Origin of the sequence: Roseateles sp., from assembly GCF_046300915.1 — a bacterium.
GTDB lineage: Bacteria > Pseudomonadota > Gammaproteobacteria > Burkholderiales > Burkholderiaceae_C > Kinneretia.
The window spans coordinates 38,373-62,916 of record NZ_JBKCLH010000010.1 but is presented as its reverse complement, the minus strand read 5'-3'; the positions used below and the strand labels follow the sequence as shown (position 1 = coordinate 62,916).

Here is a 24,544-nt window from a genome sequence, read left to right as displayed (position 1 = left end):
CATCCCACCAGGCCGGCTTGCTGGAGCGCCCGGGCGATGGGGTCGGCCGGCAGCGGAGCCGGGGCCGGTGCAGGGGACGGAACGGGGGCCGGGGATGGTGCGGGTGAAGGTGCGGGCGCCGGAGCCGGCACCGGGTTTCCTTCGGCATCCAATGGCGGCTGAGTGGGCGCTGTAGCCTCCCCCTCGGCCGGCTGGGAGGATCCCGCCGATCCACCCGGCGCTGGCGCGCCAGCCGGACCCGCGCCCCCGCGGGCCGTGACGCCAGGCGCGGAGTGGCTGGGCTCTTCTACGGGGGGGGCGCTCTCCACGCCCGCGTTGGGCTGCTCCTGCGCAGCGACCTTGTCCTCCTCCAAAGGCTCTTCATCCATGCAGGCTTGCAGGGAGAGGCTCACCAGCAAGGCTAGCGTCAGAGGTGCCAGCCGCAGGGGCGCAGCAGGTCGGTTCAGCTGGAACATGGAATCTCGCTTTGTGGGTGGATAAGGCTGGCTCGGGGCTCGAAGCACGAGCGTCAGCCCTCCCGCGTGGGAACGTGGCGAAGTCTAGGAACGGCCACTCGCGCTTGATATGTCTCAAGCGCTCAGCCACCTTGCAATCACGCTCAGCCGGGAAGAAAAAGCGCGAAATGCGCACAAAGTCGCATCCGCGGAAACACTTGCTTTCAGCGATGACAAATTGAGCAATATCTCGATCCTCAAGGCGGCGAGCCGGAAAGGCTCAAGCACGTCGTCCGTCTGAATCGCGCCGGCTTGCGCGGCGCCCATCCGTGGATGTATGGCGCATTGAACAGCCCGTGATGGGAAGCGCCAAGGCGTTGCCGCCGCCGCGGGCAGGTCGTCACCGCCCCTTTGGACGGCATCTCCCTTGCTGGCCGAACACATGACAACCGAGGCTTGCAAGCGTGGATGCACACCGAGACATCCGAGCCTCCCTGGGCAGGCCGCGTGTCGCCACAGCAGACCGGGCTGCGCCAGGAGTCGCACCAGAGAAGCGGGGCTTGACGGCTCTCGCGGTCCTGATCACTGAAGAGATTGATCCCAGATTCCTGGGAGGACTTGAAAGCCTGGTGGTGCTGATCCACCTGGTCAGGCGCAGTTGAGCTCGCGAAGTCAAATGTCTGGTCCGTTCGGTTCAAAGGGCTGCAGCGGGCTCGGCGGCGAGCCTGATCGAGAAGAAGGGCGCCGCACCTGGCTTGGCCCCCCGTCAATCTCTCGGCTTTGCTCAAAGCGGGTTAGCGGCGAAGTAGGCCTCCAGCGCATTGATCTCGGACGCCGGGCGCAGGCGGCGCAAGCCCTGGGCGACGCCGTTGTAGAGGAACTCGCGCGGCGTCAGGTGGAAGGCATTGGTATTCGGGTCGGTATACGGCAGCTCGCCTTTGCGCAGGAGCATGTCGAGCAGCTCGGTGGTGAAACGCTGCATCCCCCAGCTCTCATTGGCCCAGGCACTGTAGTGACTGCCGAAGTGGTGCCCGAACTCATGACCCAGGGCACCGTTGTTGCGGAAGTAGTGGACGTAGTAGTTCCAGGTGTCCAGGCCCAGCACGTCGCCCCCACCCAGCCCGCCACCCATGGTGGTGATGCCGAGCCGAATCGACCCGCGATTCATGATCGCGTCGTAGTAATAGCGGTAATCGCTGGCGGTGAAGAAACCCCCAGGGCCCTGGACCTGGCCGGCGTTGCCGAAGAAGTCGTGCCCCATCACCTTCTTGTGATTGAACCAGAGGTGCTCGAACTCCCGCGTGCTCAGCATGTAGGCAAAGTTGCTCATGAGGATGATCCACTCCCGCGCGTAGAAGGGATTGATCCGGGCCCATGTGCCGGGTTCGTCGTACTTGCCGAAGTACAGGAACCAGCGAGGCTTGATGCTGTTGAGCTTGCGCAAGTGCGTGTCGGTGGGCGACACGATGCGAATGTCAAAGACGTCCGACGGGATTCTCGTCACGGCGTCAAGCCCCTCCAGCTTGAAACTCCCACTGCCTTCAGCTTGCGGAAGGCCCTGCCCGTCTTTCAGGGCGGTCGCGAGGTACAGCTGACTGAAGGCCGGGAACCGGTCCAAGGTGCCCAGCCCGAACCACTGATCCGAACCCTTGAGACGGGCCTGGATCTTCAGGTCCTTGACCTCCAGCGCGCTGTAGCTGCTGAGCTTGAGGCGCGTCTTCTCGACACTGCCACTCAGCAAACGATTCACGTATACGCCACGCTGCGTCGGATCGGTAAGGGTCTCCCAACTGTCTTCATTGCGCAGTAGGCCGCGGCTGTCCGCGGCGGGCAGCGCAGCAAGCTGATGGCTCGGCACCGTTGCCGTGCTCGCTTGAAGAAACTGCGTGATCTGCCGCTGCGGCAGCACCAGGATGCGCTGTCCTTGGATGGCAGCCAGGCGCTGCTGATGGAAACTCAGGTCCCGCGCCTTGGTGAAGGCGGCATTCGGCTCATTGCGCAAGGAAGTCTGCCGGTATTCGTCAACGGCCTTGGCGGGCAGGATGCTTGCGCCCTGGGCCTGCACCGCGTCTGCGCTGAAGCGGTCAACGCCACCGCTGGTCCGGCTGACGTAGATATGGCTATCGTCCCCCTCCGCCACAGCATTGCTCACACCGTCCTGGACAAGCTTGGGTTGCAGCGGTGTGCTGGATGCCTCGAGCGCGCTCACGTCATAGGAAAAACTGCGCCCATTGCTGAAATTGGCAATCAGCCTGTTCTCCGTGGCGGCCAGCTTGACCTCGCAGTGGATGCTGCCGCAGCCGGGCAATGCCAGGAAGGCATGCTTGACAGCCTTGCGGTTGTTGGCGGCGGTGACATCCGACTGCTTCCAGACCGAGATGCGGTTGGTGATGTCGACGGCGAACACATACGAGCTGTTCGCAGCCACGGCCAGCGCGTGAACCAGACCGACGTCTTCCTTGCTACTCCAACTGCCCGTGCCCAGCGTGGTGATGTGGGTGGGGCGGCTGGGATCCGCCATGTCAAACACGTCGACGCGATTCGATGACATGGACGCCGCATAGAGGCGATTGCCGTGACGAGCCAGATCGCTCACACGGTTGTAGCTATCGACACGCCCAGCATAGACAGCTCCTGCGATAGGGGCCAAGGCCCGCATGGCCTTGATGTCGTAGCGCAAGATAGATGCTGCGGTACCGATGTCGTTGGCGAGATGCAGGACATCACCATGCAAGACCACGGAGCTGGGAGCAAAACCGGCCGCGCTGGTAATGCCGAAGCTGGCTGCATCAAGGGCAACTCCCTCGTCGAGCAGACGAACACTGTGGACAGCGCGAGCAGGGGCTGGGGCAGGAGCCGGTGCAGGGGCAGGAGCGGGAGCGGGGGCTGGGCTCGGCGCAGGCGCAGGTATCGGCGTGGGAGCCGATTCGGATGGCGCGGGTGTACCGCCGGGCGCTTGCGTGAGCGGCGGCTTTTCGGCCGGACCCTCAGGGGCGGCGCCAGAGATAGCGCCCGGCACTTTCGTGGGCGGCAACACTTCGGCCGGTAGCTGCGGCAGGGCGTCGAGGGGGCCGTCGGGCGACTGCTTGGGGATCTCATCGGCTTGCAGTTCCACACCTTCCATGCAGGCCTGCAAGCCCATGGAAACGAGCAGGGCCAGCGTAAGGGGAGCCAAGCGGCTAGACGAGGTTCGATATAGATCAGGCACGGTGATGCTCGCGGTCGGGAGGTTGGCCAAGGCGGTCAGGGCATCGCGATGCAGAACGGCCCAGCCCTGACGAGGGCGCAGTCTAGAAATCCCCCCCTCAGCCGCCTATGTCTCAAACGCTCAGGCGCCATACAACTGCGCTCGGCCCCAATGAAGTCGCGCGGAATACGCACAGAACCTCGGGCGCGGAAACGGCTGCTTGCACTCGTGACAAATTGCGCGTTTTGGGCGGTGGATCCGGTCGATGTGGGGCTGGGCGAACGGGGTGCAGCGGCGCAGCCTTGATGACCGCGGTCTTGATGGCCACGGGGGCGGGTAAGGCGTGAATTTCCGGACAGGGCGGCAGCAAGGCAAGCCTGCGATGCGCCCAGTCCCGGCCAACAATTGGCGCAGTCCATGATCAGGAGATCGATGTGATCCGTTTCCGAGCCCGTCCCGCGCCCGTACTCGCCTGCGCGGCCCTGAGCGTGCTGCTTGGCGCTTGTGCCAGCCGCCCCGCCGAACCGCCTGGCGCACCCGCAAAAGAAATGATCTATGCCGTGACCGGCAGCCATCAGCTGATTCAGTTCAATGCCGGGCAGCCACAGAAGCTGCTCGCACGCAGGAGCCTCGACGGTCTGGCTCCGGGAGATCATCTGCTGGGCATCGACTACCGGGTGGCCAAGGGCCAGCTCTTCGGTCTGGGTGCCAGCGGCCAGCTCTACCGCATCGACCCCGCGACCGGCCGGGCCGCTGCCGTGGGAACGCCCGTCGCCCTGCCCCGTGACGGCGCTAGCGAATGGGGCTTTGACTTCAACCCCACGGTGGACCGCATCCGGGTGGTCAACGACAAGGGCTTCAATCTGCGCCTGCACCCGGACACGGGCGCCATCGTCGACGCCAAGCCCGAGCAGACAGGGCTGCAGCTCGACGAGCCCCTGCGCTATGACAGCGGGGATGCGCATGCCGGCAAGGAACCAGGCATCGTGGCGGCCGGCTACAGCTACAACAAGGACGACGAGAAGCTCACCACCAACTACGCCCTGGACGGCAGGCTGGGCACCCTGGTGCACCAGGGGAGCAAGGAGGGGGTGCAGCCCGTGATCTCACCCAATACCGGGCGGCTCTTCACGGTGGGCTCGCTGGGCATAGGCAGCTTTGCCCATGCCAGTCTGGACATCTCGGATGTGTCCAATACGGCCTATGCCGCGGTGCGTCAGGGCAGCATCTCGCACTGGTACCGCATTGACCTGCGCAGTGGCCGGGCCACGCTGATCGGCACCATCGCGGGCGGCGAGCCCGTCGTGGGCGCTGCCATCGAGCCCTGAGCCCTCCAGCGCCGCAAAGAGCAAGGGCGCCATAGGCGCCCTTGTTGTTCAGCGATGCCGCGCATAGCGCGGTGCACGCTCAGTGCTGCAGGATCTTGGACAGGAAGTCCTTGGCACGCGGGGAGCGCGCTTCCGGGTTGCCGAAGAACTCATCCCTCTGGCAGTCCTCGACGATCTTGCCGGCATCCATGAAGATCACGCGGTTGCTGACCTTCTTGGCAAATCCCATCTCGTGCGTCACGCACATCATGGTCATGCCCTCGTTGGCCAGCTGCACCATCACGTCCAGCACCTCGCCCACCATCTCGGGGTCCAGGGCCGAGGTGGGCTCATCGAACAGCATCACGATGGGGTCCATGGACAGCGCGCGGGCAATGGCCACACGCTGCTGCTGGCCGCCGGAGAGCTGACCGGGGAACTTGTCCTTGTGGGCCATCAGGCCCACGCGGTCCAGCATCTTCAGGCCTCGCGCCTTGGCGTCGTCCAGGCTGCGGCCCAGGACCTTGACCTGGGCGATGGTCAGGTTCTCGGTGACCGAGAGATGGGGGAAGAGTTCGAAGTGCTGGAACACCATGCCCACGCGCGAGCGCAGCTTGGGCAGATCGGTGCGCGGATCGGTCAGGCTGGTGCCGTCCACGATGATGTCACCCTGCTGAATGGGCTCCAGCGCGTTGACGGTCTTGATCAGGGTGGACTTGCCCGAGCCGGAGGGCCCGCACACCACCACCACCTCGCCCTTCTTGATGCTGGTGGTGCAGTCGGTCAGCACCTGGAAGGGGCCGTACCACTTGGAGACGTTCTTGATTTCGATCATGGCGCTTCTAGCCCTTAGCGAATGATGGCAATCTTCTTCTGCAGGCGACGCACCAGCATCGACAGCGAGAAGCAGATGACAAAGTAGACCAGGGCCGCGACCAGATAGGTCTCGACCGGGCGGTTGAAGTTCTTGCCGGCCACCTCGAAGCCCTTGAGCAGGTCATAGGCCCCGATGGCGTAGACCAGGGAGGTGTCCTGGAAGAGGATGATGGTCTGGGTCAGCAGCACCGGCAGCATATTGCGGAAGGCCTGGGGCAACACCACCAGCTGCATGGTCTGGCGGTAGGTCATGCCGACCGCGTAGCCTGCATAGACCTGGCCCTTGGGCACGCTCTGGATGCCGGCACGCATGATCTCGGAGAAGTAGGCCGCCTCGAACACCGTGAAGGTGATCATGGCCGAGAGCTCCGCGCCCATGGGCTTGCCGATCAGCAGGGGAATCAGCAGGAAGAACCACAGGATCACCATCACCAGGGGGATGGAGCGCAGGGTGTTCACATAGAAAGCAGCGGGAACGGCCAGCCACTTCTTGCCCGAAAGGCGCATCAGCGCCAGCACGGTGCCCAGGGCGATGCCGCCCACCATGGCGATCAGGGTCAGCTGCACGCTGAACAAAAGGCCCTTGAGCACGAAACTGGAAACCAGGTTCCAGTCCATGAAACTGAAGTCGAGATTCATGCTTACTTGCCCCCCACCATGCCGGGCACGGCCACGCGGTGCTCGATGAAAAGCGCAATGCGGTTGACCGCGAAGGCGGAGATGAAGTACAGGCCCGTAACCCCCAGATAGATCTCGACGCCCTTGGAAGTTTCCTCCTGGGCCTGCATGGCGAACATGGTCAGCTCCGCGATCGAAACCGCGAAGGCCACCGAGGAGTTCTTGATGATGTTCATGCTCTCGCTGGTCAGCGGCGGGATCACGATGCGGAAGGCCATGGGCAGCAGCACATAGCGATAGGTCTGCGGCAGGGTGAAGCCCATGGCCAGCCCCGCGTAGCGCTGCCCCTTAGGCAGGCTCTGGATACCAGCCCTGACCTGCTCGGCAATACGCGCCGAGGTGAAGAAGCCCAGGGCAAACACGACCAGGATGAAGCTGGGGACCTGCTTCAGTGGCGGGATCAGCGCAGGCAGCACGTGATACCAGAGGAAGACCTGAACCAGCAGCGGAACATTGCGGAACAGCTCGGTCCAGGCATTGCCCAGGGCCACCAGGGCCTTGCTGGGCGTGGTGCGGAAGATGCCCATCAGCGAACCGAACACCAGGGCGACCACCAGCGCCAGCAACGCCACGCTCAGGGTCCAGCCCCAGGCGGACAGCATCCAGTCAAGATAGGTGATATCGCCACCGCTACCGAAGCAGCTGGCGCGCACCTCACCGTCGATGGTGTCCTTGCAGAACACCTGCCAATCCCATGTCATCGCCACCGCGAAATCCCCTCAAAAAACGAGGCCGCCCGTTTACAGCCCGGGCGGCCCCCTAGCCATCAGACAAGCGCCAGCTTACTTCTTGGCGTACTCTTCCATCGGCTTGTCGTTCGGGTTGGACCAGGCTGCCTTGGTGTTGTCGTTGGCAGCCATGCCGACCTTGGTGTTGGACGGCGGGATGGGCTGCTCGAACCACTTGGTCCACAGCTTGGCGATCTCGCCGGACTTCATCATGGCCTTGATGCTGTCGTCCACGGCCTTCTTGAAGGCGGGATCGTCCTTGCGCATCATGATGGCGATCGGCTCCACCGACAGCACCTCGCCCACGATCTTGAACTCGGCCGGATTCTTGGCCTTGGCGATATTGCCGGCCAGGATGGCACCGTCCATCACGAAGGCGTCGGCACGGCCCGACTCCAGCAGCAGGAAGCTGTCGGCATGGTCCTTGCCGAACACTTCCTTGAAGTCCACACCGGTGGCGCGCTCATGCTTGCGCAGAGTCTGCACCGAGGTGGTACCGGTGGTGGTGGCAACCGTCTTGCCATTGAGCTGGGCAATGTTGTTGATGCCGGCGTTGGCCTTGACGGCAATGCGCACTTCCTCCACGAAGGTGGTCACGGCAAAAGCCACGTCCTTCTGGCGGGTGGCATTGTTGGTGGTCGAGCCGCACTCGATGTCCACGGTGCCGTTCTGCACCAGGGGGATGCGGTTCTGCGAGGTCACGGGCTGGTACTTCACGTCCAGCTTGGCCAGGCCCAGCTGCTTCTGTACATCGGCCAGCACCTTCTGGCAGATTTCCACGTGGTAGCCGACGTACTTGCCGTCGCCCAGCGTGTAGGACAGAGCCCCGGAGGACTCGCGCACGCCCATGGTGACCGAGCCGCTGTCCTTGATCTTCTTCAGCGTGTCGGCATGCGCAACACCGGCAGCGGCAGCAACGGCCAGCACAAGCAATGTCTTCTTCATAAGAGCTCCTGGTTCAAGTTCAATCCCGAGGTTTGAAGCAGACCATGGGCCCGCTTCTTGCCAGGTACGCAGTTTTACGCATTTGAGCCTGAGCTTCACAACTTGCCGAAGATTTTTTCCGGCACAGCTCAGATCAGGCGGGCAACGAGAAACAAGCGCCGCACTCTAGCGACAGCATCAAGGGCCGCCCAATGCAGAAACTGCATCTCCGTCATGCCAAGCCAACATGACCGCCTGGGGAAAACACTAGCGCACCAACCCCGCCTGGAACAGAAAGTCCCAGAGCGACTGAGCAGCTGGTTTGCTGCGACGTGCCACCTCGGGACGCTCCCGGTAGATGCGCAGATCCATGCTCAGTTCAAAGGCGCCCGAAGGGGCTGCCTGAACCAAGCGGCGAGCTTTCAGCTCCTTCTTTACCGAACTCGCCGGCAGAAAGGCCAGACCATGCCCTTCCAGCGCCATTGCCTTGAGCCCCTCGGCCATATCCGTCTCGTAAATGGCGTCCAAATTCAGGGCCAGCGGCGCATCCTTGACGATCAGTTCCACCAAACGCCCCAGATAAGCACCCGAGGCATAGCTGAGAAACGGAATTTTCTGCCCTGGGTGCCCCGGCAAGTTGAAGAGGGGGTGGCCATTGGCATCGGCCTTGGCATAAGCAGCCAAGGTCTCGGTGCCCAGCGAGGCCATTTCGTAGCGTTCCGGGTCCAGCTGCAGAGGCTGGCTGGGATGATGGTAGGCCAGCAGCAGGTCGCAGTTGCCCTCACTGAGCTGCATCATGGCGTCATGCACATTCAGCGCATTGAGCCGGGTCTTGACGGCGCCGAAACGCTGGCGCAACTCCATCAGCCAGTGCGGGAAGAAGCTGAAGGCCAGGGAGTGTGGCACGGCGAACTCGATCATGTCCTGGCCGGCGGCCTGGTGGCTGCGCAGCATATTGCGCGTGGCCTGCAGACTACCCAGGATCTCAATGGCCTGATCCAGCAGGGTCTCGCCGGCGGCCGTGAGTCGGGTCGGATAGGAGGATCGATCCACCAGGTCCACCCCCGCCCAGGCTTCCAGCGCCTGGATGCGCCGCGAGAAGGCAGGTTGGGTCACATGCCGGAGCTGGGCCGAACGCGAGAAGCTGCGCGTTTCGGCCAAGCTGACGAAGTCTTCAAGCCACTTGGTTTCCACGCGGGCAGTGTAGCCCGCCCGGGCAAACCCCCATTTGCGGGCCTCCCACGCCCCAAGCACCCCCTGGATGGAGGGGGGCCAGGTCATGCTTTCTCGGAACGCTTGAGTACAGTCAACGCAGCTGGGTCAGGCTAGCGCAGACCGTCCAAACAACCCATCTCGGGGCATCTACCATGAAGCTCATCCAGGCCGCGATCGCAACCCTCACATTGGCAGGCGCCTCGGCCGCCATGTCCGCCCCGGTGCTCAACTTCGAGAACCTGATCACCGACTCGCCCAACAGCCTGCTGCGATTGAGCAATCAGTACGAAAGCAGCGGCGTGCTGTTCGAGAGTGACGGCTGGGTGCTGAACGCCCGCGGGGCCGGCGGCCTGGGCAACTTCAGCAATACGCCCTCGGGCATCGCGGCGGCCACCCTGATTTCGGACGCCATGAGCGGCCCGACCAGCCTGCTGGCGCGCGTCAAGGGCGGCTTCCAGAACAGCCTGACCCTGAGCTACACCACGGACCAGATCGATGTGGGCGTGAGCCTGCTGGACGAGAACAACAAGGTGCTGACGAGCTTCCTGCTCAATAGCGTGAGTCAGGCCGGCTGCCGCCCCTTGGACCTGTGCAACTGGAGCCGCGACACCAAGCTCAGCTTTGATGGCACGGCCTACGCCGTGCGCTTCAGCGGCGAGAGCGGCCAAGCCTTCTTCGACGACATCAGCTTCGGCAGCGGCGGCCACCAGACCGTGCCCGAACCCGCCAGCCTGGCCTTGTTGATGGCCGGCTTGGCCGCCGCCGGCTGCGCCCGCCGCCGCAGCGCCAGCGCCGCCTGAGCCTTCGCCGCTCCAGCCCAAGAGGCCACGCCATGCGTGGCCTTTTTCGTGGGCGTTCGCAGCCTAGCTGCCGCCCTCAGCCGCCCTCGCCCGACTGCTGCAGCTGCCACATCTGGGCATAGCGGCCCTGGCGCGCCAGCAACTCGGCATGGCGGCCGCGCTCGACGATGCGGCCGGCCTCCATCACCAGGATCTCGTGCGCGTCCACCACGGTGGAGAGGCGGTGCGCGATCACCAGCACGGTCTTGTTGCGGCCCACCGCCTCCAGCTCGGCCTGGATGGCGCGCTCATTGCGCGAGTCCAGGGCCGAGGTGGCCTCGTCAAAAATCAACAGGGGCGGGTCCTTGAGCAGGGTGCGGGCAATGGCCACGCGCTGCTTCTCGCCACCGCTGAGCTTGAGCCCACGCTCGCCCACCAGGGTCTCATAGCCCTTGGGCGAGGCGGCGATGAAGTCGTGGATGTGGGCGGCGCGCGCCGCCGCCTCGATCTCCTCGCGCGTGGCGCCGGGGCGGCCGTAGGCAATGTTGTAGGCCACCGTGTCATTGAAGAGCACCGTGTCCTGGGGCACGATGCCTATGGCCCGGCGCAGCGAGGCTTGGCTCACCGCGCGGATGTCCTGGCCGTCGATGCTGATGCGCCCGCCGTCCACATCGTAGAAGCGGTAGAGCAGCCGGGCCAGGGTGCTCTTGCCCGCGCCGCTGGGCCCCACCACCGCCACCTTCTTGCCGGCCGGGATCTCGAAGCTGAGCTCCTGCAGGATGGATCGCGCCGCCTCGTAGCCGAAACGCACCGCCTCGAAGCGCACCGTGGCTCCCGCCAGCTGCAGTGCGGGCGCGCCGGGGGCATCCGCCACCTCGCGCTCGCGCTCCAGCAGGCCGAACATCTTGTCCAGATCGGTCAGGCTCTGCTTGATCTCGCGGTAGATCACGCCCAGGAAGTTGAGCGGGATGTAGAGCTGGATCATGAAGGCATTGATCATGACCAGATCGCCCAGGCTCATGCGCCCCTCCACCACGCCCTGGGTGGCGCGCCAGAGCATGGCCACCAGGGCCGCGGCGATGATGAGCTGCTGGCCGCTGTTCAGCAGCGACAGGGTGGTTTGCGACTTGAGCTGGGCGCGGCGCAAGGCCTCCAGGCTCTCGTCGTAGCGACGCGCCTCGAAGTCCTCGTTGTTGAAATACTTGACCGTCTCGTAGTTCAGCAGGGAGTCGATGGCCTTGGTGTGCGCCACCGAATCCAGCTCATTGAGCTGGCGGCGGAACTTGGTGCGCCACTCGGTCACGATGATGGTGAAGGCGATATAGACCACCAGGGCGCCCACCGTGATCCAGGCAAACATCGCATCGAACTTGTAGGCCAGCAGGCCCAGCACCAGGCCCACCTCGATCAAGGTCGGCAGGATGCTGTAGAGCGAGTAGGAGATCAGGGAGTGCACCGCCCGGGTGCCACGCTCGATATCACGGGTCATGCCCCCGGTCTGGCGCTCCAGGTGGAAGCGCAGACTCAGGTCATGCAAATGCCGAAAGACCTGCAGCGAGATGGAGCGCGCCGTGCCCTCGGTGGCCTTGGCAAAGATCAGCTCGCGCAGCTCGGTGAAGAGCGAGGTGGACAGGCGCAGCCCCCCATAGGCCAGCAGCAGGCCCACCGGCAGCACCAGCAGGGCGCGGGCATCGCCCGGCGCCAGGCTCAGGCTGTCCACCAGGTTCTTGAGCAGCACCGGCACGCCCACATTGGCCAGCTTGGCACCCAGCATGAAGGCCAGGGCCAGGCCCACGCGCCAGCGATAGCGCCAGAGATAAGGCAGCAGCTTGGCGATGGTGGCCCAGTCCGAGCGCGCCGGCGCTGAGGCCGAGGCAGAAGCTGGAGCATGAGATTGGGCGGAGTCTTGGGGTGGGGGCTGGCTGGCGCGGGCTCGCATGGCGTGCAATTTGCTGGGGACTTGGGCAAGCGCTGCCACACCATGGCGCCAGCCTCGGGCTGGCGCCGGAGGACAATAGCGTCAAGCCGCAACAGGCCCCAAGCTTCCCATGTGGAGGCTCAAGGGTCTTGGCAATTCTTGTTCTAACCCTCATTTTCACAGGCTTGCCACGCGCCGGCCTCAAGCACCATGTCCGACCTTTCTTCTTCCGCCGCCTCCCCCGCCTTAGCCCCGGCTCATCCGCGCGAACTGGTGATGCGCGTCATGCCCATGCCGGCCGACGCCAATGGCAATGGCGATATCTTCGGCGGCTGGATCATGGCCCAGGTCGACCTGGCGGGATCGGTGCTGCCGGCTCGCATCACCCGCGGCCGCGTGACCACCGTGGCCGTCAATGAATTCATCTTCAAGCAGCCGGTCTCGGTGGGCGATCTGTTGTCCTTCTACGCCAGCGTGCGACGCATAGGCCGCACCTCGGTCACCGTGCATGTGGAGGTGGTGGCCGAGCGCAATCCCGCCAATCCGCAGGTGGTCAAGGTCACCGAGGCCAATCTCACCTATGTGGCCATCGACCGCGAGGGCAAGCCCCGCCCCTTCGCCGAAGCGGCCACCAGCCCGGCGGCCTGAGCCCATGCGCGGCCAGCCTGCCGCCACCGGCGCCTCGGTGCTGATCCTGGGCGGCGGCGCCATCGGCAGCGCCGTGGCCGCCCAGCTTGCCGCGCTGCGCCCCGATCTGCGCCTGCAGGTGCTGGAGCGCGACCCCAGCTACGAGCTCGCCTCCTCGTCACGCTCCGCCGCCTCCATCCGCCAGCAGTTCAGCACGCCGCTGAACATCGCCCTGTCCCTGCACGGCCTGGCCGTGCTGCGCGAGCTCGGCCCCGAAGCCGCCCTGGTGGAGCGCGGCTACCTCTATCTGGCCGATAGCGAGGCGGGCGCCCGGGGCCTCGCCGAGCTGCACACCCTGCAGACCCAGGCCGGCGCCGAGATCGAGCTGCTCGCGCCTGCCGCACTGCGCGAGCGCTGGCCCTGGCTGACCACGGACGATCTGCGCCTGGGCGCCTGGGGCCGCCGCGGCGAGGGCTGGTTCGACAGCTGGGGCCTGCTGCAGCACTACCGACGCCAGGCCCTGGCGCGGGGGGTGCGCTACCTGGCCGACGAAGCCCTGGCCCTGGAACGCGACGCCCAGGGCGCGCTAATCGGCGTGCGCTGCCACTCCGGCACGCGCCTGCAGGCCGATCTCTATGTGCTGGCCTGTGGTGCCTGGTCCGGCACCCTGGCCGCCAGCGCCGGCCTGCAGGTGCCGGTGGCGGCCAAGCGCCGCAGCGTCTATGCCTGTCGCACGCCCGAGGCGGCCGGCGGCTGCCCCTTGGTGATCGACCCTTCCGGCCTGTGGTTCCGCCCCGAGGGTGAGGGCCAGTTCATCTGCGGCGGCCCGCCCCTGGACCCGGCCGATCCGAGCGACCTGCCCCTGGACCCCGAGCCGGATCTTTTCGAGGAACGGCTCTGGCCCGCCCTGGCCGCACGCGTGCCCGGCTTCGAGCAGCTGCGCCAGCAGCGCGCCTGGGCGGGTTACTACGAAATGAACAGCTTTGACCACAACGGCCTGCTGGGCCCGCTGGAGGATCAGGGCTGCGCCAATCTCCTGCTGGCCTGCGGCTTCTCCGGCCACGGCCTGCAGCATGCGCCGGGCGTTGGTCGCGGCCTGGCCGAATGGATTGCCCATGGCGAATACCGCAGCCTGGATCTGAGCCCGCTGAGCCCACGTCGCTTGGCACTGGGTCTGCCGTATCTGGAGCGCAATGTGATCTAGGCAGAGCCCTGACCGCGCTCGATCGACCGCCACTCCCGCGCCAGACGTGCCGCCAGCACCTCGGCCCACAGGGCGTAGCCGGCGGGGCTGGGGTGAAAGCCGTCCGCCGCCATCAGCCCGGCGGCTGAGTCATCGGCCTGAAGTTCCTGAGGCAAGGCCTGCACACCGCGCACCGGGCTCGCCGCAAGCTGTCGGAACAAGGCCCGGTTCAGGCTCGCGGCACGCCCGCCCAGCCACCAACGCAGGGGCTGTGGCAGCAAGGGGAAGGCATGCATGGGCGGCACGGCACTGTGCAAGGTATAGCGCACGCCGGCGCGCTGAACCGCCAACGCGTGCAGACGATCCAATTGCTGCATCCAGCGCGCGGCAGAGAGCCCCGCGCTCACATCATTGACCCCAAGGGCCGTGACCATCACATCGGCCGCCAGCACGCGCTGTGCCTGAGCCAGCTGGGCCAAGGCATCGGCCGTGCTGTGCCCCGTCTGCCCCAGCAGTTGCCAGCGAACCTGAAAGCCCAAGCGCTGCGACAGCGCCCGGCTGAGCTGCTCCGCCAGAGCCTCGTCCTGGGTACGTGCGCCCACGCCCGCAGCGGAAGAGTCACCCACGATCAGCACCCGCAGGCATTGCACCCCCTGCCCTGCACAGCCCTCACGAGGGCCGGCCGCCTCGGGCAGGCGCAGGGCCTGGCGCCGCACCCGGCGGCCCTGCCACAGCAACAGGGGCGCCAGCGCCACGCCGGCCAGGGCGGGGATCATCGCGCCGAGGCTCAGTCGAACTTGCTGAAGTCCGGCTGGCGCTTCTGGAAGAAGGCCTGGAAGGCCTCCATGGCCTCGGGGCTGCGCAGACGGGCGCCGAAGATCTCGGCCTCCTGGCGGATCACCGCTTCCAGCTGCTCGGCGTGCGGGGCGCGCATCAGGCGCTTGCTCTCGCGCACCGCGCTGGGCGCCAGATTGTTGAAGCGCTCGGCCACGCGGCGGGCCTGGTTCACCACCTCGCCGGCCGGCAGCACCGCATTGGCAATGCCGCATTCCACGGCCTCGGCGCCGGTAAAGGGGTCGCCCAGCAGCAGCTTCTCGGCCGCCTTCACATGGCCCATCAGGCGCGGCACCACCAGGCTGGAGCCGAACTCCGGCACCAGGCCCAGGGCCACGAAGGGCATGGCCAGGCGGGCGTCGTCGGCCACATAGACGAAATCGCAGTGCAGCAGCAGGGTGGTGCCGATGCCAATGGCCGCACCGTTGACGGCGGCAATGACCGGCTTCTCGCAGCCCAGCAGGGCGCGCATGAACTGGAACACCGGGGCGTCCTCGTCCCGCGGCGGGCTGGCCATGAAGTCCTCGATGTCATTGCCCGAGGTGAAGATCTGGGGCTGGCCCTGGATCAGGACGGCGCGCACGCTCTTGTCCTCATTGGCACCCACCAGGGCATCGGCCATGCCTTGGTACATGGCGCGAGTCAGCGCGTTCTTCTTCTCGGGGCGGGCGATCTCTATCGTCAGCACGCCGTTGACGGTGGCAGTCTTGATGCTCATGGGGTCTCCTTGATGTGTTGTGCTGGATCATGCCAGCCAGTGGCTGACCTGGGGCCAGAGACTGGCCTCGAAATGCTTGCGGAAGAAACCGAAGTGGCCGATGCGGCGCACGCCCACATCGGCCGGCGCGATGCGCCGCAGCTCGGGCTGCGCCCCGGCGTAGAAGCCATGCAGGGACTCGGTATTGCGACGCGACATGAATTCGTCGTCGGTGAAGGCCAGGGACAGCATGGGGGTGCGCAGTGCCGCGTACTGGGCGCGCAGCGCGGCACCGCCCTCGCCCATCATGTAGTCGCGGTCGAGGCACCAACGCCGCCACTGCGCCATCACGCCGCGCGGCAGATCGCCCACCTTGCGCAGCCGGCGGCCCGGGAAGTAGCCAAAGAGCGGCAGGCTCAGCGGCACGACCACGTACCACAGCCACCAGACATAGCGGCGCAGGCCGGCCGCGTTCTCGCGCCAGTAGCCGCTGCCCGTGCCCACGGTCACGGCGCGGCTCACGCGCTCGCGGTTGGGCAGCAGGCCCAGGATCTGGCCGCCCAGGCTGTGGCCCAACCAGTGGATGGGGCGCTCGCCCGCACCCAGGCGACGGTCCAGTTCGTCGAGGGCCGCGCTGGCATCGCGCTCGGCCCAGAGCCGGATGTCCGCCTCCAGGCCCTTGAGCGAGCCGCGCATCGCGGCCGGGCGCGAGGCGCCCATGCCACGGTAGTCGAAGCTCAGCACCAGCCAACCCTGCGCCGCCATCCAGTGGGCGAAGTCGGCGTAGTAGCGCTGCTCCACACCCATGGCCGGCGCGATCAGCAGGCCGGCCCGGGCCGTGCCGGGGTCGCCATAGACATGGCCCTTGAGCTCGAAACCGTCGCTGGCGCGAAAGCTGATCATGGCGACCCTCCGGGAAAAGAAAAAAGCGCGGCCTGAGCCGCGCTTGCCGTGGAGCGCTTACAGGCGCTCGATGATGCCCGCGGCACCCTGGCCGGCGCCCACGCACATGGTCACCATGCCGTACTTGCCGCCGGTGCGGCGCAGGCCGTGGATCACCGAGGCCGCGCGGATGGCACCGGTGGCGCCCAGCGGGTGGCCCAGGGCGATGGCGCCGCCATTGGGGTTGACCTTGGCGCGGTCCAGCACAATGCCCTTGCTATCCAGATCGTTCAGCACGGCCAGGCTCTGGGCGGCAAAGGCTTCGTTGAGCTCCACCCAGTCCAGATCGGCGGCGCTGATGCCGGCGAGCTTGAGCGCGGCGGGAATCGCCTCGATGGGGCCGATGCCCATGATCTCGGGCGGCACGCCGCGCACGGTGAAGGACACGAAGCGGGCCAGCGGGGTCAGGCCGAAGCGCTTGACCGCGGCTTCCGAGGCCACGATCAGGGCGCCGGCGCCGTCCGAGGTCTGCGAGCTGTTGCCGGCGGTGACGCTGCCCTTGGCGGCGAAGACCGGCTTGAGCTTGGCCAGGCCTTCGGCCGAGGTGTCCTTGCGCGGACCTTCGTCGATGTCCACCACACGCTTCTTCACGATGACACCGTCACCGCTCAGGTCGGGCTGGCGCTCCACGATCTCGAACGGCGTGATCTCGTCCTTGAAGAAACCGCCTTCGATCGCGGCCAGGGCGCGGCGGTGCGATTCCAGGGCAAAGGCGTCCTGGGCCTCGCGCGAGACCTTCCACTTCTCGGCCACCTTCTCGGCGGTCAGGCCCATGCCGTAGGCCAGGCCGATGTTCTCGTCACGCTCGAAGATGGCGGGCGGGAAGCTGGGCTTGTTGCCGCCCATGGGCACCATGGACATGGATTCCACGCCGCCGGCGATCATCACCTCGGCCTCGCCGACGCGGATGCGGTCCGCCGCCATGGCCAGGGCGGTGATGCCCGAGGCGCAGTAGCGGTTGATGGTCACGCCGCCCACGGTATTGGGCAGGCCCGACAGCACCGCGGCGACGCGGGCGATGTTCATGCCCTGCTCGCCCTCGGGGAAGGAGCAGCCGATGATGGCGTCTTCAATCGCGGCGGGGTCAAGACCCGGCACCTGGGCCAGCGCGGCCTGGATGGCGCGGGTCAGCATCTCGTCCGGACGCGTGTTCTTGAAATAGCCCCGGCCCGACTTGCCGATGGGCAGGCGGGTGGCGGCGCAGATATAGGCTTCTTGAACTTGCTTGCTCATGATGTGATTTCCTTCTAGGCCGCTGAATCAGTTGCGCACCGGCTTGCCGGTCTGCAGCATGCCCATGATGCGTTCCTGGGTCTTGGGGTGCTCCAGCAGCGCGCAGAAGTGCTTGCGCTCCAGGGCCATCAGGTATTCCTCGGTGACCAGGGCGCCGGCCTCGACATCACCGCCGCAGACCACGTCGGCGATCAGCGAGGCCAAGTGGAAGTCGTGCTGGCTGATGAAGCCGCCGTCACGCATATTGGCCAGCGAGGACTTGACCGTGGCAATGCCCGAGCGGCCCGCAACCGGGAACTTGGTCTTGAGCGGCGCGCGGTAGCCCGAGTCGGCCATGGCCTTGACCTGGGCGCTGGCGACGAAGAGCAGCTCGTCCTTGTTCGGCACGATGATGTCGCTGTCCAGCAGATAGCCCAGCTTCTGCGCTTCCAGGGCCGAGGTCGCGACCTTGGCCATGGCGGCGCTGGTGAAGCCGTCCTTCAGGAAGGCGAAGATGTCGGCATTGGCGTTGCCGGCTGCCGCCATCTCGGCCGCACGGCGGGCGATATAGGTCAGGCCGCCGCCGCCGGGGATCAGGCCCACGCCCACTTCCACCAGGCCGACATAGCTTTCCATATGCGCCACGCGACGGGCGCAGTGCACCGCCAGCTCGCAGCCGCCGCCCAGGGCCAGGCCACGCATGGCAGCGACCACCGGCACATTGGCGTAGCGGATGCGCAGCATCATGTCCTGCAGCTTCTTCTCTTCCGGGGCAATGCCCTTGGCGCCCTTGGTCATGAAGACCGGCATCAGCGCTTCCAGGTTGGCACCGGCGGAGAACACATCGTCCGGGCTCCAGATCACCAGGCCCTTGTAGCCGGCCTCGGCGATCTCGACAGCCTTGAGCAGGCCTTCGGTGACGGTGGGGCTGATCAGGTGCAGCTTGCAGTTGATGGAGGCGATCAGCACCTCGCCGTCCAGGGTCCAGACGCGCACTTCCTCGTTCTTGAAGAGCTCGGTGCCGGCCTTCAGGGGCTCGACGGCACCTTCGCCCACCAGGGACTCGGGGAAGGCCTGGCGCTCATAGACCGGCAGCTTGGCGCGCGGCTTGAACTTGCCCTCGGCGGCGCTCCAGGAGCCGTCCTTGCTGTGCACACCGCCGTTGTCGGCGACCGGGCCCTCGAACACCCAGGCGGGCAGCGGGGCGCTGGACAGGGTCTTGCCGGCGTCGATGTCCGCCTTCACCCACTCAGCCACCTGCTTCCAGCCGGCGGCTTGCCACAGCTCGAAGGGGCCTTGTTGCGAGCCGAAGCCCCAGCGCATGGCGAAGTCGATTTCGCGGGCGGTATCGGCCACCGTGTCCAGATGCACGGCCACATAGTGGAAGCTGTCGCGCAGGATGGACCACAGGAACTGGGCCTGCGGGTTGCTCGACTCGCGCAGCAGCTTGATGCGGTCGGCAGCCGGTTTTTTGAGCATGCGGGCCACGATCTCGTCGGCCTTCTTGCCGCCGGCGACGTATTCGCCGGTCGCGAAGTCCAGGCGCTGGATGTCCTTGCCGACCTTCTTGTAGAAGCCCGCGCCGGCCTTCTGGCCCAGGGCGCCCTTCTCGATCAGACCGGCCAGCACCTTGGGGGTGGCGTAGGTGCTGTAGAAGGGGTCGTCCTTCAGGTTGTCCTGCATGGTCTTGACGACATGGGCCATGGTGTCCAGGCCCACCACGTCAGCGGTGCGGAAGGTGCCGCTGGAGGCGCGGCCCAGCTTCTTGCCGGTCAGGTCGTCCACCACGTCGACCGACAGGCCGAACTTCTCGGCCTCGATCATGGTGGCCATCATGCCGGCGATGCCCACGCGATTGGCCACGAAGTTGGGCGTGTCATTGGCGCGCACCACGCCCTTGCCCACGGCGGTGGTGACGAAGCTTTCCAGCTGGTCGATCACTTCCGGACGGGTGGTCGGCGTGTTGATCAGCTCGACCAGGTACATATAGCGCGGCGGGTTGAAGAAATGGATGCCGCAGAAGCGCGGCTTGATTTCTTCGGGCAGCACTTCGGAGAGCTTGGTGATGCTCAGGCCCGAGGTGTTGGAGGCCACGATGGCATGCGGGGCGACGAAGGGCGCAATCTTGGTGTAGAGATCCAGCTTCCAGTCCATGCGCTCGGCGATGGCCTCGATGATCAGATCGCAGTCCTTGAGCAGTTCCAGATGCTCTTCATAGTTCGCCTGCTGGATCAGGGCGGCGTTCTCGGCCACGCCCAGGGGTGCGGGCTTGAGCTTCTTGAGCCCATCGACGGCCTTGCTGACGATGCCGTTCTTGGGGCCTTCCTTGGCGGGCAGGTCGAACAGCACGACCGGCACCTTGACATTGACCAGATGGGCCGCGATCTGCGCGCCCATGACGCCGGCGCCCAGCACGGCCACCTTGCGAACTTGGAATCGACTCATGATGAATCCTTTGATTGTTGAATGACGTCGTGCTGTTTATTCGACGCGAATCCAGGTCTGGGTGCGACCGAACATGGGGGCTCCCATATAGCCGCGCACTTCCAGCTTCTTGCCCGCCTCGATAGGCGTGATCCTGACCTTGTAAATCTTGCCCTTGGCGGAATCCAGAATGGTGCCGCCGCCCCCCCACACCTCGCCGTCCTTGGCAACGCTGCGGATGATCTCCAGGCCCACCATGGGCTTGTCCTTGCGATCATCACTGCACTTGTCGCACTTGGCGTCGGGCTTGGCATCGGCGGCCAGCAGCTTCTCGATCCGGCCGCTGAGCATCCCCCCACCCACCTCCGTGATGCGCACCAGCGCCTTCTCGGTCTTGGTTTCGTCGTCAATGGTCTTCCACAGGCCCACAGGCGTGGCCTGAGCTTGAACAAGACCGGACACAAGGCCCAGAGCGGTGGCGGCAATCAGCTTCTTCATGGTGTCTCCTGGTGTTTTTGTGGGGGATGCTCAGACTGCTGTTCTTAGAACAGGGCTTCGTCCATTTCCATCAGCGGCGAGAGGCCGGCGCGGCAGCTGCGGATCAGACCGGCGGTCTCGGGCAGCAGCTTGGCGAAGTAGAAGCGGGCGGTGGCCAGCTTGGCGGTGTAGAACGGGTCGCCCGAGTCCTTCTTCTCCAGCGCGATCTTGGCCATGCGGGCCCAGAAGTAGGCGAAGGTCAGGTGACCCACCACGCGCAGATAGTCCACGGCGGCGGCGCCCACCTCGTCGGGGTTCTGGAAGGCCTTCATGCCGATCTCGGTGGTCAGCTTGGTGACCTTGTCGCCGATGTCGGCCAGGGGGTTCACGAACTCCTGCATGGCCTCATCTGTGCCCTCTTCCTCGACGAACTCGGCGATCTTCTTGCCGAACTTCTTCAGCGTGGCGCCGTTGTTGGCCAGGATCTTGCGGCCCAGCAGATCCAGGGACTGGATGGTGTTGGTGCCTTCATAGATCATGTTGATGCGCGAGTCGCGCACGAACTGCTCCATGCCCCACTCGTGGATGAAGCCATGGCCGCCGAAGACCTGCATGCAGTGCGAGGTGGCGATCCAGCCGTTGTCGGTGATGAAGGCCTTGATGATGGGTGTCAGCAGGGCGACCTCGGCATCGGCTGACCGGCGCTCGTCCTCATCGTCCGAGGCCAGGGCCTTGTCCAGCTGCAGGGCCACATAGGTGGCCAGGGCGCGGCCGCCCTCGGCATAGGCGCGGGCGGTCAGCAGCATCTTGCGCACATCGGGGTGCACGATGATGGGATCGGCCGGCTTGTCCGGTGCCTTGGGGCCCGACAGGGCGCGCATCTGGATGCGGTCCTTGGCATAGGCCACGGCGTTCTGGTAGGCCACTTCGGTCAGGCCCAGGGACTGGTTGCCCACGCCCAGGCGGGCGGCGTTCATCATCACGAACATGGCGGCCAGGCCCTTGTTGGGCTGGCCCACCAGGGTGCCCACGGCACCTTCCAGCACCATCTGGCAGGTGGAGTTGGCGTGGATGCCCATCTTGTGCTCCAGGCCGGCGCAGAAGATCGGGTTGCGCGCGCCCAGGGAGCCATCGGCATTCACCAGGAACTTGGGCACCACGAAGAGCGAGATGCCCTTGGAACCTTCGGGGGCGTCCGGCAGGCGGGCCAGCACCAGGTGGACGATGTTCTCGGCCATATCGTGCTCGCCGGCCGAGATGAAGATCTTGGCGCCGGTGATCTTGTAGGTGCCGTCAGCCTGAGGCTCGGCCTTGGTGCGCAGCAGGCCCAGGTCCGTGCCGCAGTGCGGCTCGGTCAGGCACATGGTGCCGGTCCACTCGCCGCTGGTCAGCTTGGGCAGGTAGGTGGTCTTCTGCTCGGGCGTGCCGTGGGCATGCAGGGCCTCGTAGGCGCCATGGCTCAGGCCCGGGTACATGGTCCAGGCCTGGTTGGCCGAGTTCATCATCTCGTACATGCACTGGTTCACCAGCACGGGCAGGCCCTGACCGCCGAACTCGGGGTCGCAGGACAGGGCGGGCCAGCCGCCTTCCACATACTGCTTGTAGGCTTCCTTGAAGCCCTTGGGCGTAGCGACCTCGTGGCTGCTCTTGTCCAGCTTGCAGCCCTCGGCATCGCCGGAGAGGTTCAGCGGGGCAATCACTTCCGAGGCGAACTTGCCGCCCTCTTCCAGCACCGCGTTGATGGTGTCGGCATCGACCTCAGCGTGCGCGGGCAGCAGCTTCAGCTCGTCAACCACGTTCAGCAGCTCGTGCATCACGAACTTCATATCGCGCAGCGGCGGGTTGTACTGGGGCATGTCTTACTCCTCGGTTTGATTTCAGGCGGACAAACGCTTTTTTCGGGAAGCGCTGGTAGTTTTACCGGACTCAGGAATGGCCGCACCGGCAGCAAGGCCGGCCGGCGTGGCGTAGAAACTGACGATGCGCTCGAAGCCCTGGCTGGCACGGGCCAAGGCGCCCGGACGGCGCAGAAAACGCGCATCGTGGTGAAGGGACAGGATCAGACCGTGCAGCTCGAACAGCATCTGATCCACATCGGCCTCGGGCTTGAGGTGACCGGCCTGCTTGGCCAGCACGATGGCTTTCTCGAGGGCCGCGTGCCAGGCCTTGACCATGGTGACCAGGGCATCGCGCACCGGCCCGGGACGGTCATCAAACTCGACCGCACCACTGATATAGATGCAGCCGGAGTCGATTTCCACCGACACCCTGCGCACCCAGCGACCAAACAGAGCACGCAGGCGAGGCAGGCCGCGCGGCTCGCGGATCGCCGGGAAGAAGACCTCTTCCTCGAACTTGGCGTGATATTCAGTCACCACGGCGATCTGCAGCTCCTCGCGCGAGCCGAAGTGGGCAAAGACGCCCGACTTGCTCATCTTGGTGACGTCAGCCAGGGCGCCGATGGACAGCCCCTCCAGCCCCATATGGGAGGCCAGACCCAGCGCCGCGTCCAGGATGGCGGCCCGGGTCTGCTGCCCCTTCTGGAGGGTGCGCGCAGAACGCCGGCCACCATCGGCGGCGCCAGACTTGTGCTGAGTTTCGGGCAGGGCGGACACGGCGGCAGGATCCAGGATCTTGGGCTGAGAGAGTCTGAATAATAAAACGAACGGTCGTTCTATTTTCCAGAGTTCCGCGAAAAAAAGGCGCCGGGCCGGACCCGCTTTTTAGGGGCAGCCGCCTAAACCCGGCCCAGGCTGATCGGCGGGCGTGACAGGCCGATGAAGCCGTTGTGCGGCATCCACGCCGGCGCGGACAGGGCTTGCGCCCTTGAGTCGGCACCCACTGATGCAGTACGCTGGCGCTCGGAGGTCAACGCTGTGGATGTTCTTCAACTGGATATCTCCGGCCGGCCGCAGGCCTGGATCACGACCAAGGAAGCCGCGGTGATCTATGCCAGCGACGGCGTCGCCTGGACCCTGGGCAGCCCCTGCCATGTGATGCGTGGCGGGCTGCAGCGCGTCAGCGGGCTGCAGTCCCGCATCGAGGTGCACCCCATCATCGCGGTGCGGGGCGCCGTGCCCAGCCGGGCCTGGCGGCAGATGCCCGCCCTCTCCAATCACAAGCTTTTCGCGCGCGATCGACATGTCTGCGCCTATTGCGGCCACAGCTTCCACCCGGACGACCTGACCCGGGAGCACATCATCCCGACCTCGCGCGGCGGCGCCGACAGCTGGATGAACTGCATCACGGCATGCCGGGGCTGCAATGGGCGCAAAGGCAATCGACTGCCTGAAGAAGCACGCATGAGCCTGCTCTATCTGCCCTATGTGCCCAATCTGCACGAGGACATGATCCTGCGCGGCCGCCGCATCCTGGTCGACCAGATGGAGTTTCTGCTGGCCAGCGTGCCACGCAGCAGCCGCCTGCACGCCTGAGTGCAACGCCCTCGACCGCCGCGTCTCCTGTAAAGACTTGTTGCTCGCAGCGAGCCTGCGGTCAACGGCCGCACAATGGCAAGCGTTGGGCAGCCCATCTGCCTGAGGAGATGAGTTCCATGATGATTCGCAAACTGATGCTGGCCGCCGCTGTCGTGACCCTGGCCGCCTGCTCCACCACCAGCCCCGATGTGGTCAAGCGCGGCGACGCGCAGCGCCTGTCCCAGGTGCAGGATGCCACCGTGCTCTCGGTGCGCGCCGTGACGGTGGAAGGCTCGCAAAGCGGCGCGGGCGCCGTGACCGGCGGCGTGGTCGGCGCCATCGCGGGCTCCAGCGTGGGCGGCAAGCGCGAGGGCCAGATCGTGGGCGTGCTGGGCGCCGTCGCCGGCGCGGCCCTGGGCAATGCCATTGAGCGCAATGTCACCAAGGAAGATGCCGTGGAAGTGCTGGTGCAGCTGCGCAATGGTGAACGCCGCGCCATCGTCCAGGCCAAGGGCAATGAAACCCTGAACCCTGGCGACGCCGTCATTCTGGTGAGCACCGGCGGCAAGACCCGCGTGACTCGCGCGCCTTATGGCAGCGCCCCCAGCGCACCGGCCGAAAAGAACTGAGGCCGGGCGAGACCGCACGGCGGGCGCTACCATAACGCCCTCAGGCGCCCGCTGTGC

21 protein-coding genes are annotated in these 24,544 nt (G+C 65.8%); 6 read left to right on the top strand and 15 right to left on the bottom strand.

Annotation, left to right across the window (positions count from 1 at the left end; genetic code table 11):
- Positions 1-1,218: 1,218 nt before the first annotated feature.
- Positions 1,219-3,672, bottom strand: a complete 2,454-nt coding sequence (locus ACK5F2_RS00845; RefSeq protein ID WP_409862099.1) for a hypothetical protein — start codon at positions 3,670-3,672, stop codon at positions 1,219-1,221.
- Between the two features lie 509 nt (positions 3,673-4,181).
- Between ACK5F2_RS00845 and ACK5F2_RS00840 the strand changes: the two genes are divergently transcribed.
- Positions 4,182-4,949: a DUF4394 domain-containing protein gene (locus ACK5F2_RS00840; RefSeq protein WP_409862098.1), complete on the top strand. Its 768-nt coding sequence runs from the start codon at positions 4,182-4,184 to the stop codon at positions 4,947-4,949.
- A 79-nt stretch (positions 4,950-5,028) separates the two neighbouring features.
- On the opposite strand, the gene ACK5F2_RS00835 is transcribed toward ACK5F2_RS00840, so the two are convergent.
- The 5 genes from ACK5F2_RS00835 to ACK5F2_RS00815 form a co-directional block, all read right to left on the bottom strand.
- The gene (locus tag ACK5F2_RS00835; protein ID WP_133603279.1) at positions 5,029-5,763 is read right to left on the bottom strand and encodes an amino acid ABC transporter ATP-binding protein; all 735 of its coding nucleotides are present in this window, start codon (positions 5,761-5,763) and stop codon (positions 5,029-5,031) included.
- Positions 5,764-5,777: 14 nt separating this feature from the next.
- A complete protein-coding gene (locus tag ACK5F2_RS00830; protein WP_409862096.1) occupies positions 5,778-6,443 on the bottom strand; it encodes an amino acid ABC transporter permease in 666 nt (221 codons plus the stop codon).
- Positions 6,444-6,445: 2 nt separating this feature from the next.
- Positions 6,446-7,183, bottom strand: coding sequence for an amino acid ABC transporter permease (locus tag ACK5F2_RS00825; RefSeq protein WP_409862104.1), 738 nt, complete (start codon positions 7,181-7,183; stop codon positions 6,446-6,448).
- Positions 7,184-7,264: 81 nt separating this feature from the next.
- Positions 7,265-8,155, bottom strand: a complete 891-nt coding sequence (locus ACK5F2_RS00820; RefSeq protein ID WP_409862094.1) for an amino acid ABC transporter substrate-binding protein — start codon at positions 8,153-8,155, stop codon at positions 7,265-7,267.
- A gap of 246 nt (positions 8,156-8,401) precedes the next feature.
- Positions 8,402-9,328: a LysR substrate-binding domain-containing protein gene (locus ACK5F2_RS00815; RefSeq protein WP_409862093.1), complete on the bottom strand. Its 927-nt coding sequence runs from the start codon at positions 9,326-9,328 to the stop codon at positions 8,402-8,404.
- Between the two features lie 173 nt (positions 9,329-9,501).
- On the opposite strand from ACK5F2_RS00815, the gene ACK5F2_RS00810 reads away from it, so the two are divergent.
- Positions 9,502-10,149, top strand: coding sequence for a PEP-CTERM sorting domain-containing protein (locus tag ACK5F2_RS00810; protein ID WP_409862091.1), 648 nt, complete (start codon positions 9,502-9,504; stop codon positions 10,147-10,149).
- A gap of 76 nt (positions 10,150-10,225) precedes the next feature.
- Here the strand turns inward: ACK5F2_RS00810 and ACK5F2_RS00805 are convergent, their stop codons facing one another.
- Positions 10,226-12,067: an ABCB family ABC transporter ATP-binding protein/permease gene (locus tag ACK5F2_RS00805; RefSeq protein WP_409862090.1), complete on the bottom strand. Its 1,842-nt coding sequence runs from the start codon at positions 12,065-12,067 to the stop codon at positions 10,226-10,228.
- 189 nt (positions 12,068-12,256) lie between these two features.
- Between ACK5F2_RS00805 and ACK5F2_RS00800 the strand changes: the two genes are divergently transcribed.
- Both ACK5F2_RS00800 and ACK5F2_RS00795 read left to right on the top strand, forming a co-directional pair.
- Complete coding sequence (locus ACK5F2_RS00800; protein WP_409862088.1) at positions 12,257-12,694, top strand: acyl-CoA thioesterase; 438 nt, start codon at positions 12,257-12,259, stop codon at positions 12,692-12,694.
- 4 nt (positions 12,695-12,698) lie between these two features.
- Positions 12,699-13,877 (top strand): NAD(P)/FAD-dependent oxidoreductase, encoded by a 1,179-nt coding sequence (locus tag ACK5F2_RS00795; RefSeq protein ID WP_409862087.1) that lies wholly within the window; start codon positions 12,699-12,701, stop codon positions 13,875-13,877.
- Here the strand turns inward: ACK5F2_RS00795 and ACK5F2_RS00790 are convergent.
- Genes ACK5F2_RS00790 through ACK5F2_RS00755 form a run of 8 tightly spaced genes read right to left on the bottom strand, consistent with a single transcriptional unit; the run spans position 13,874 to position 23,048 of the window.
- Entirely contained in the window at positions 13,874-14,632 is a 759-nt protein-coding gene (locus tag ACK5F2_RS00790) for an SGNH/GDSL hydrolase family protein (protein ID WP_409862086.1), read from the bottom strand. The genes ACK5F2_RS00795 and ACK5F2_RS00790 overlap by 4 nt on opposite strands.
- Before the next feature lie 11 nt (positions 14,633-14,643).
- Positions 14,644-15,408: an enoyl-CoA hydratase gene (locus tag ACK5F2_RS00785; RefSeq protein ID WP_409862084.1), complete on the bottom strand. Its 765-nt coding sequence runs from the start codon at positions 15,406-15,408 to the stop codon at positions 14,644-14,646.
- Between the two features lie 27 nt (positions 15,409-15,435).
- Positions 15,436-16,290 carry an alpha/beta fold hydrolase gene (locus ACK5F2_RS00780; RefSeq protein ID WP_409862082.1) on the bottom strand — a complete coding sequence of 285 codons (855 nt, stop codon included), beginning with the start codon at positions 16,288-16,290 and terminating at the stop codon, positions 15,436-15,438.
- A 57-nt stretch (positions 16,291-16,347) separates the two neighbouring features.
- Positions 16,348-17,562 carry an acetyl-CoA C-acyltransferase gene (locus tag ACK5F2_RS00775; protein ID WP_409862081.1) on the bottom strand — a complete coding sequence of 405 codons (1,215 nt, stop codon included), beginning with the start codon at positions 17,560-17,562 and terminating at the stop codon, positions 16,348-16,350.
- A gap of 27 nt (positions 17,563-17,589) precedes the next feature.
- The gene (locus tag ACK5F2_RS00770; RefSeq protein ID WP_409862079.1) at positions 17,590-19,986 is read right to left on the bottom strand and encodes a 3-hydroxyacyl-CoA dehydrogenase/enoyl-CoA hydratase family protein; all 2,397 of its coding nucleotides are present in this window, start codon (positions 19,984-19,986) and stop codon (positions 17,590-17,592) included.
- A 36-nt stretch (positions 19,987-20,022) separates the two neighbouring features.
- Positions 20,023-20,463, bottom strand: coding sequence for a DUF2147 domain-containing protein (locus tag ACK5F2_RS00765; protein WP_409862077.1), 441 nt, complete (start codon positions 20,461-20,463; stop codon positions 20,023-20,025).
- Between the two features lie 44 nt (positions 20,464-20,507).
- Positions 20,508-22,298, bottom strand: coding sequence for an acyl-CoA dehydrogenase C-terminal domain-containing protein (locus ACK5F2_RS00760; RefSeq protein ID WP_409862075.1), 1,791 nt, complete (start codon positions 22,296-22,298; stop codon positions 20,508-20,510).
- 21 nt (positions 22,299-22,319) lie between these two features.
- Positions 22,320-23,048: a TetR/AcrR family transcriptional regulator gene (locus ACK5F2_RS00755; RefSeq protein WP_409862102.1), complete on the bottom strand. Its 729-nt coding sequence runs from the start codon at positions 23,046-23,048 to the stop codon at positions 22,320-22,322.
- 270 nt (positions 23,049-23,318) lie between these two features.
- Here ACK5F2_RS00755 and ACK5F2_RS00750 point away from each other — a divergent pair, with 270 nt between their 5' ends.
- Positions 23,319-23,876: an HNH endonuclease gene (locus ACK5F2_RS00750; protein WP_133603298.1), complete on the top strand. Its 558-nt coding sequence runs from the start codon at positions 23,319-23,321 to the stop codon at positions 23,874-23,876.
- A 119-nt stretch (positions 23,877-23,995) separates the two neighbouring features.
- Positions 23,996-24,487, top strand: a complete 492-nt coding sequence (locus tag ACK5F2_RS00745) for a glycine zipper 2TM domain-containing protein (RefSeq protein WP_246030762.1) — start codon at positions 23,996-23,998, stop codon at positions 24,485-24,487.
- Positions 24,488-24,544 lie beyond the last annotated feature (57 nt).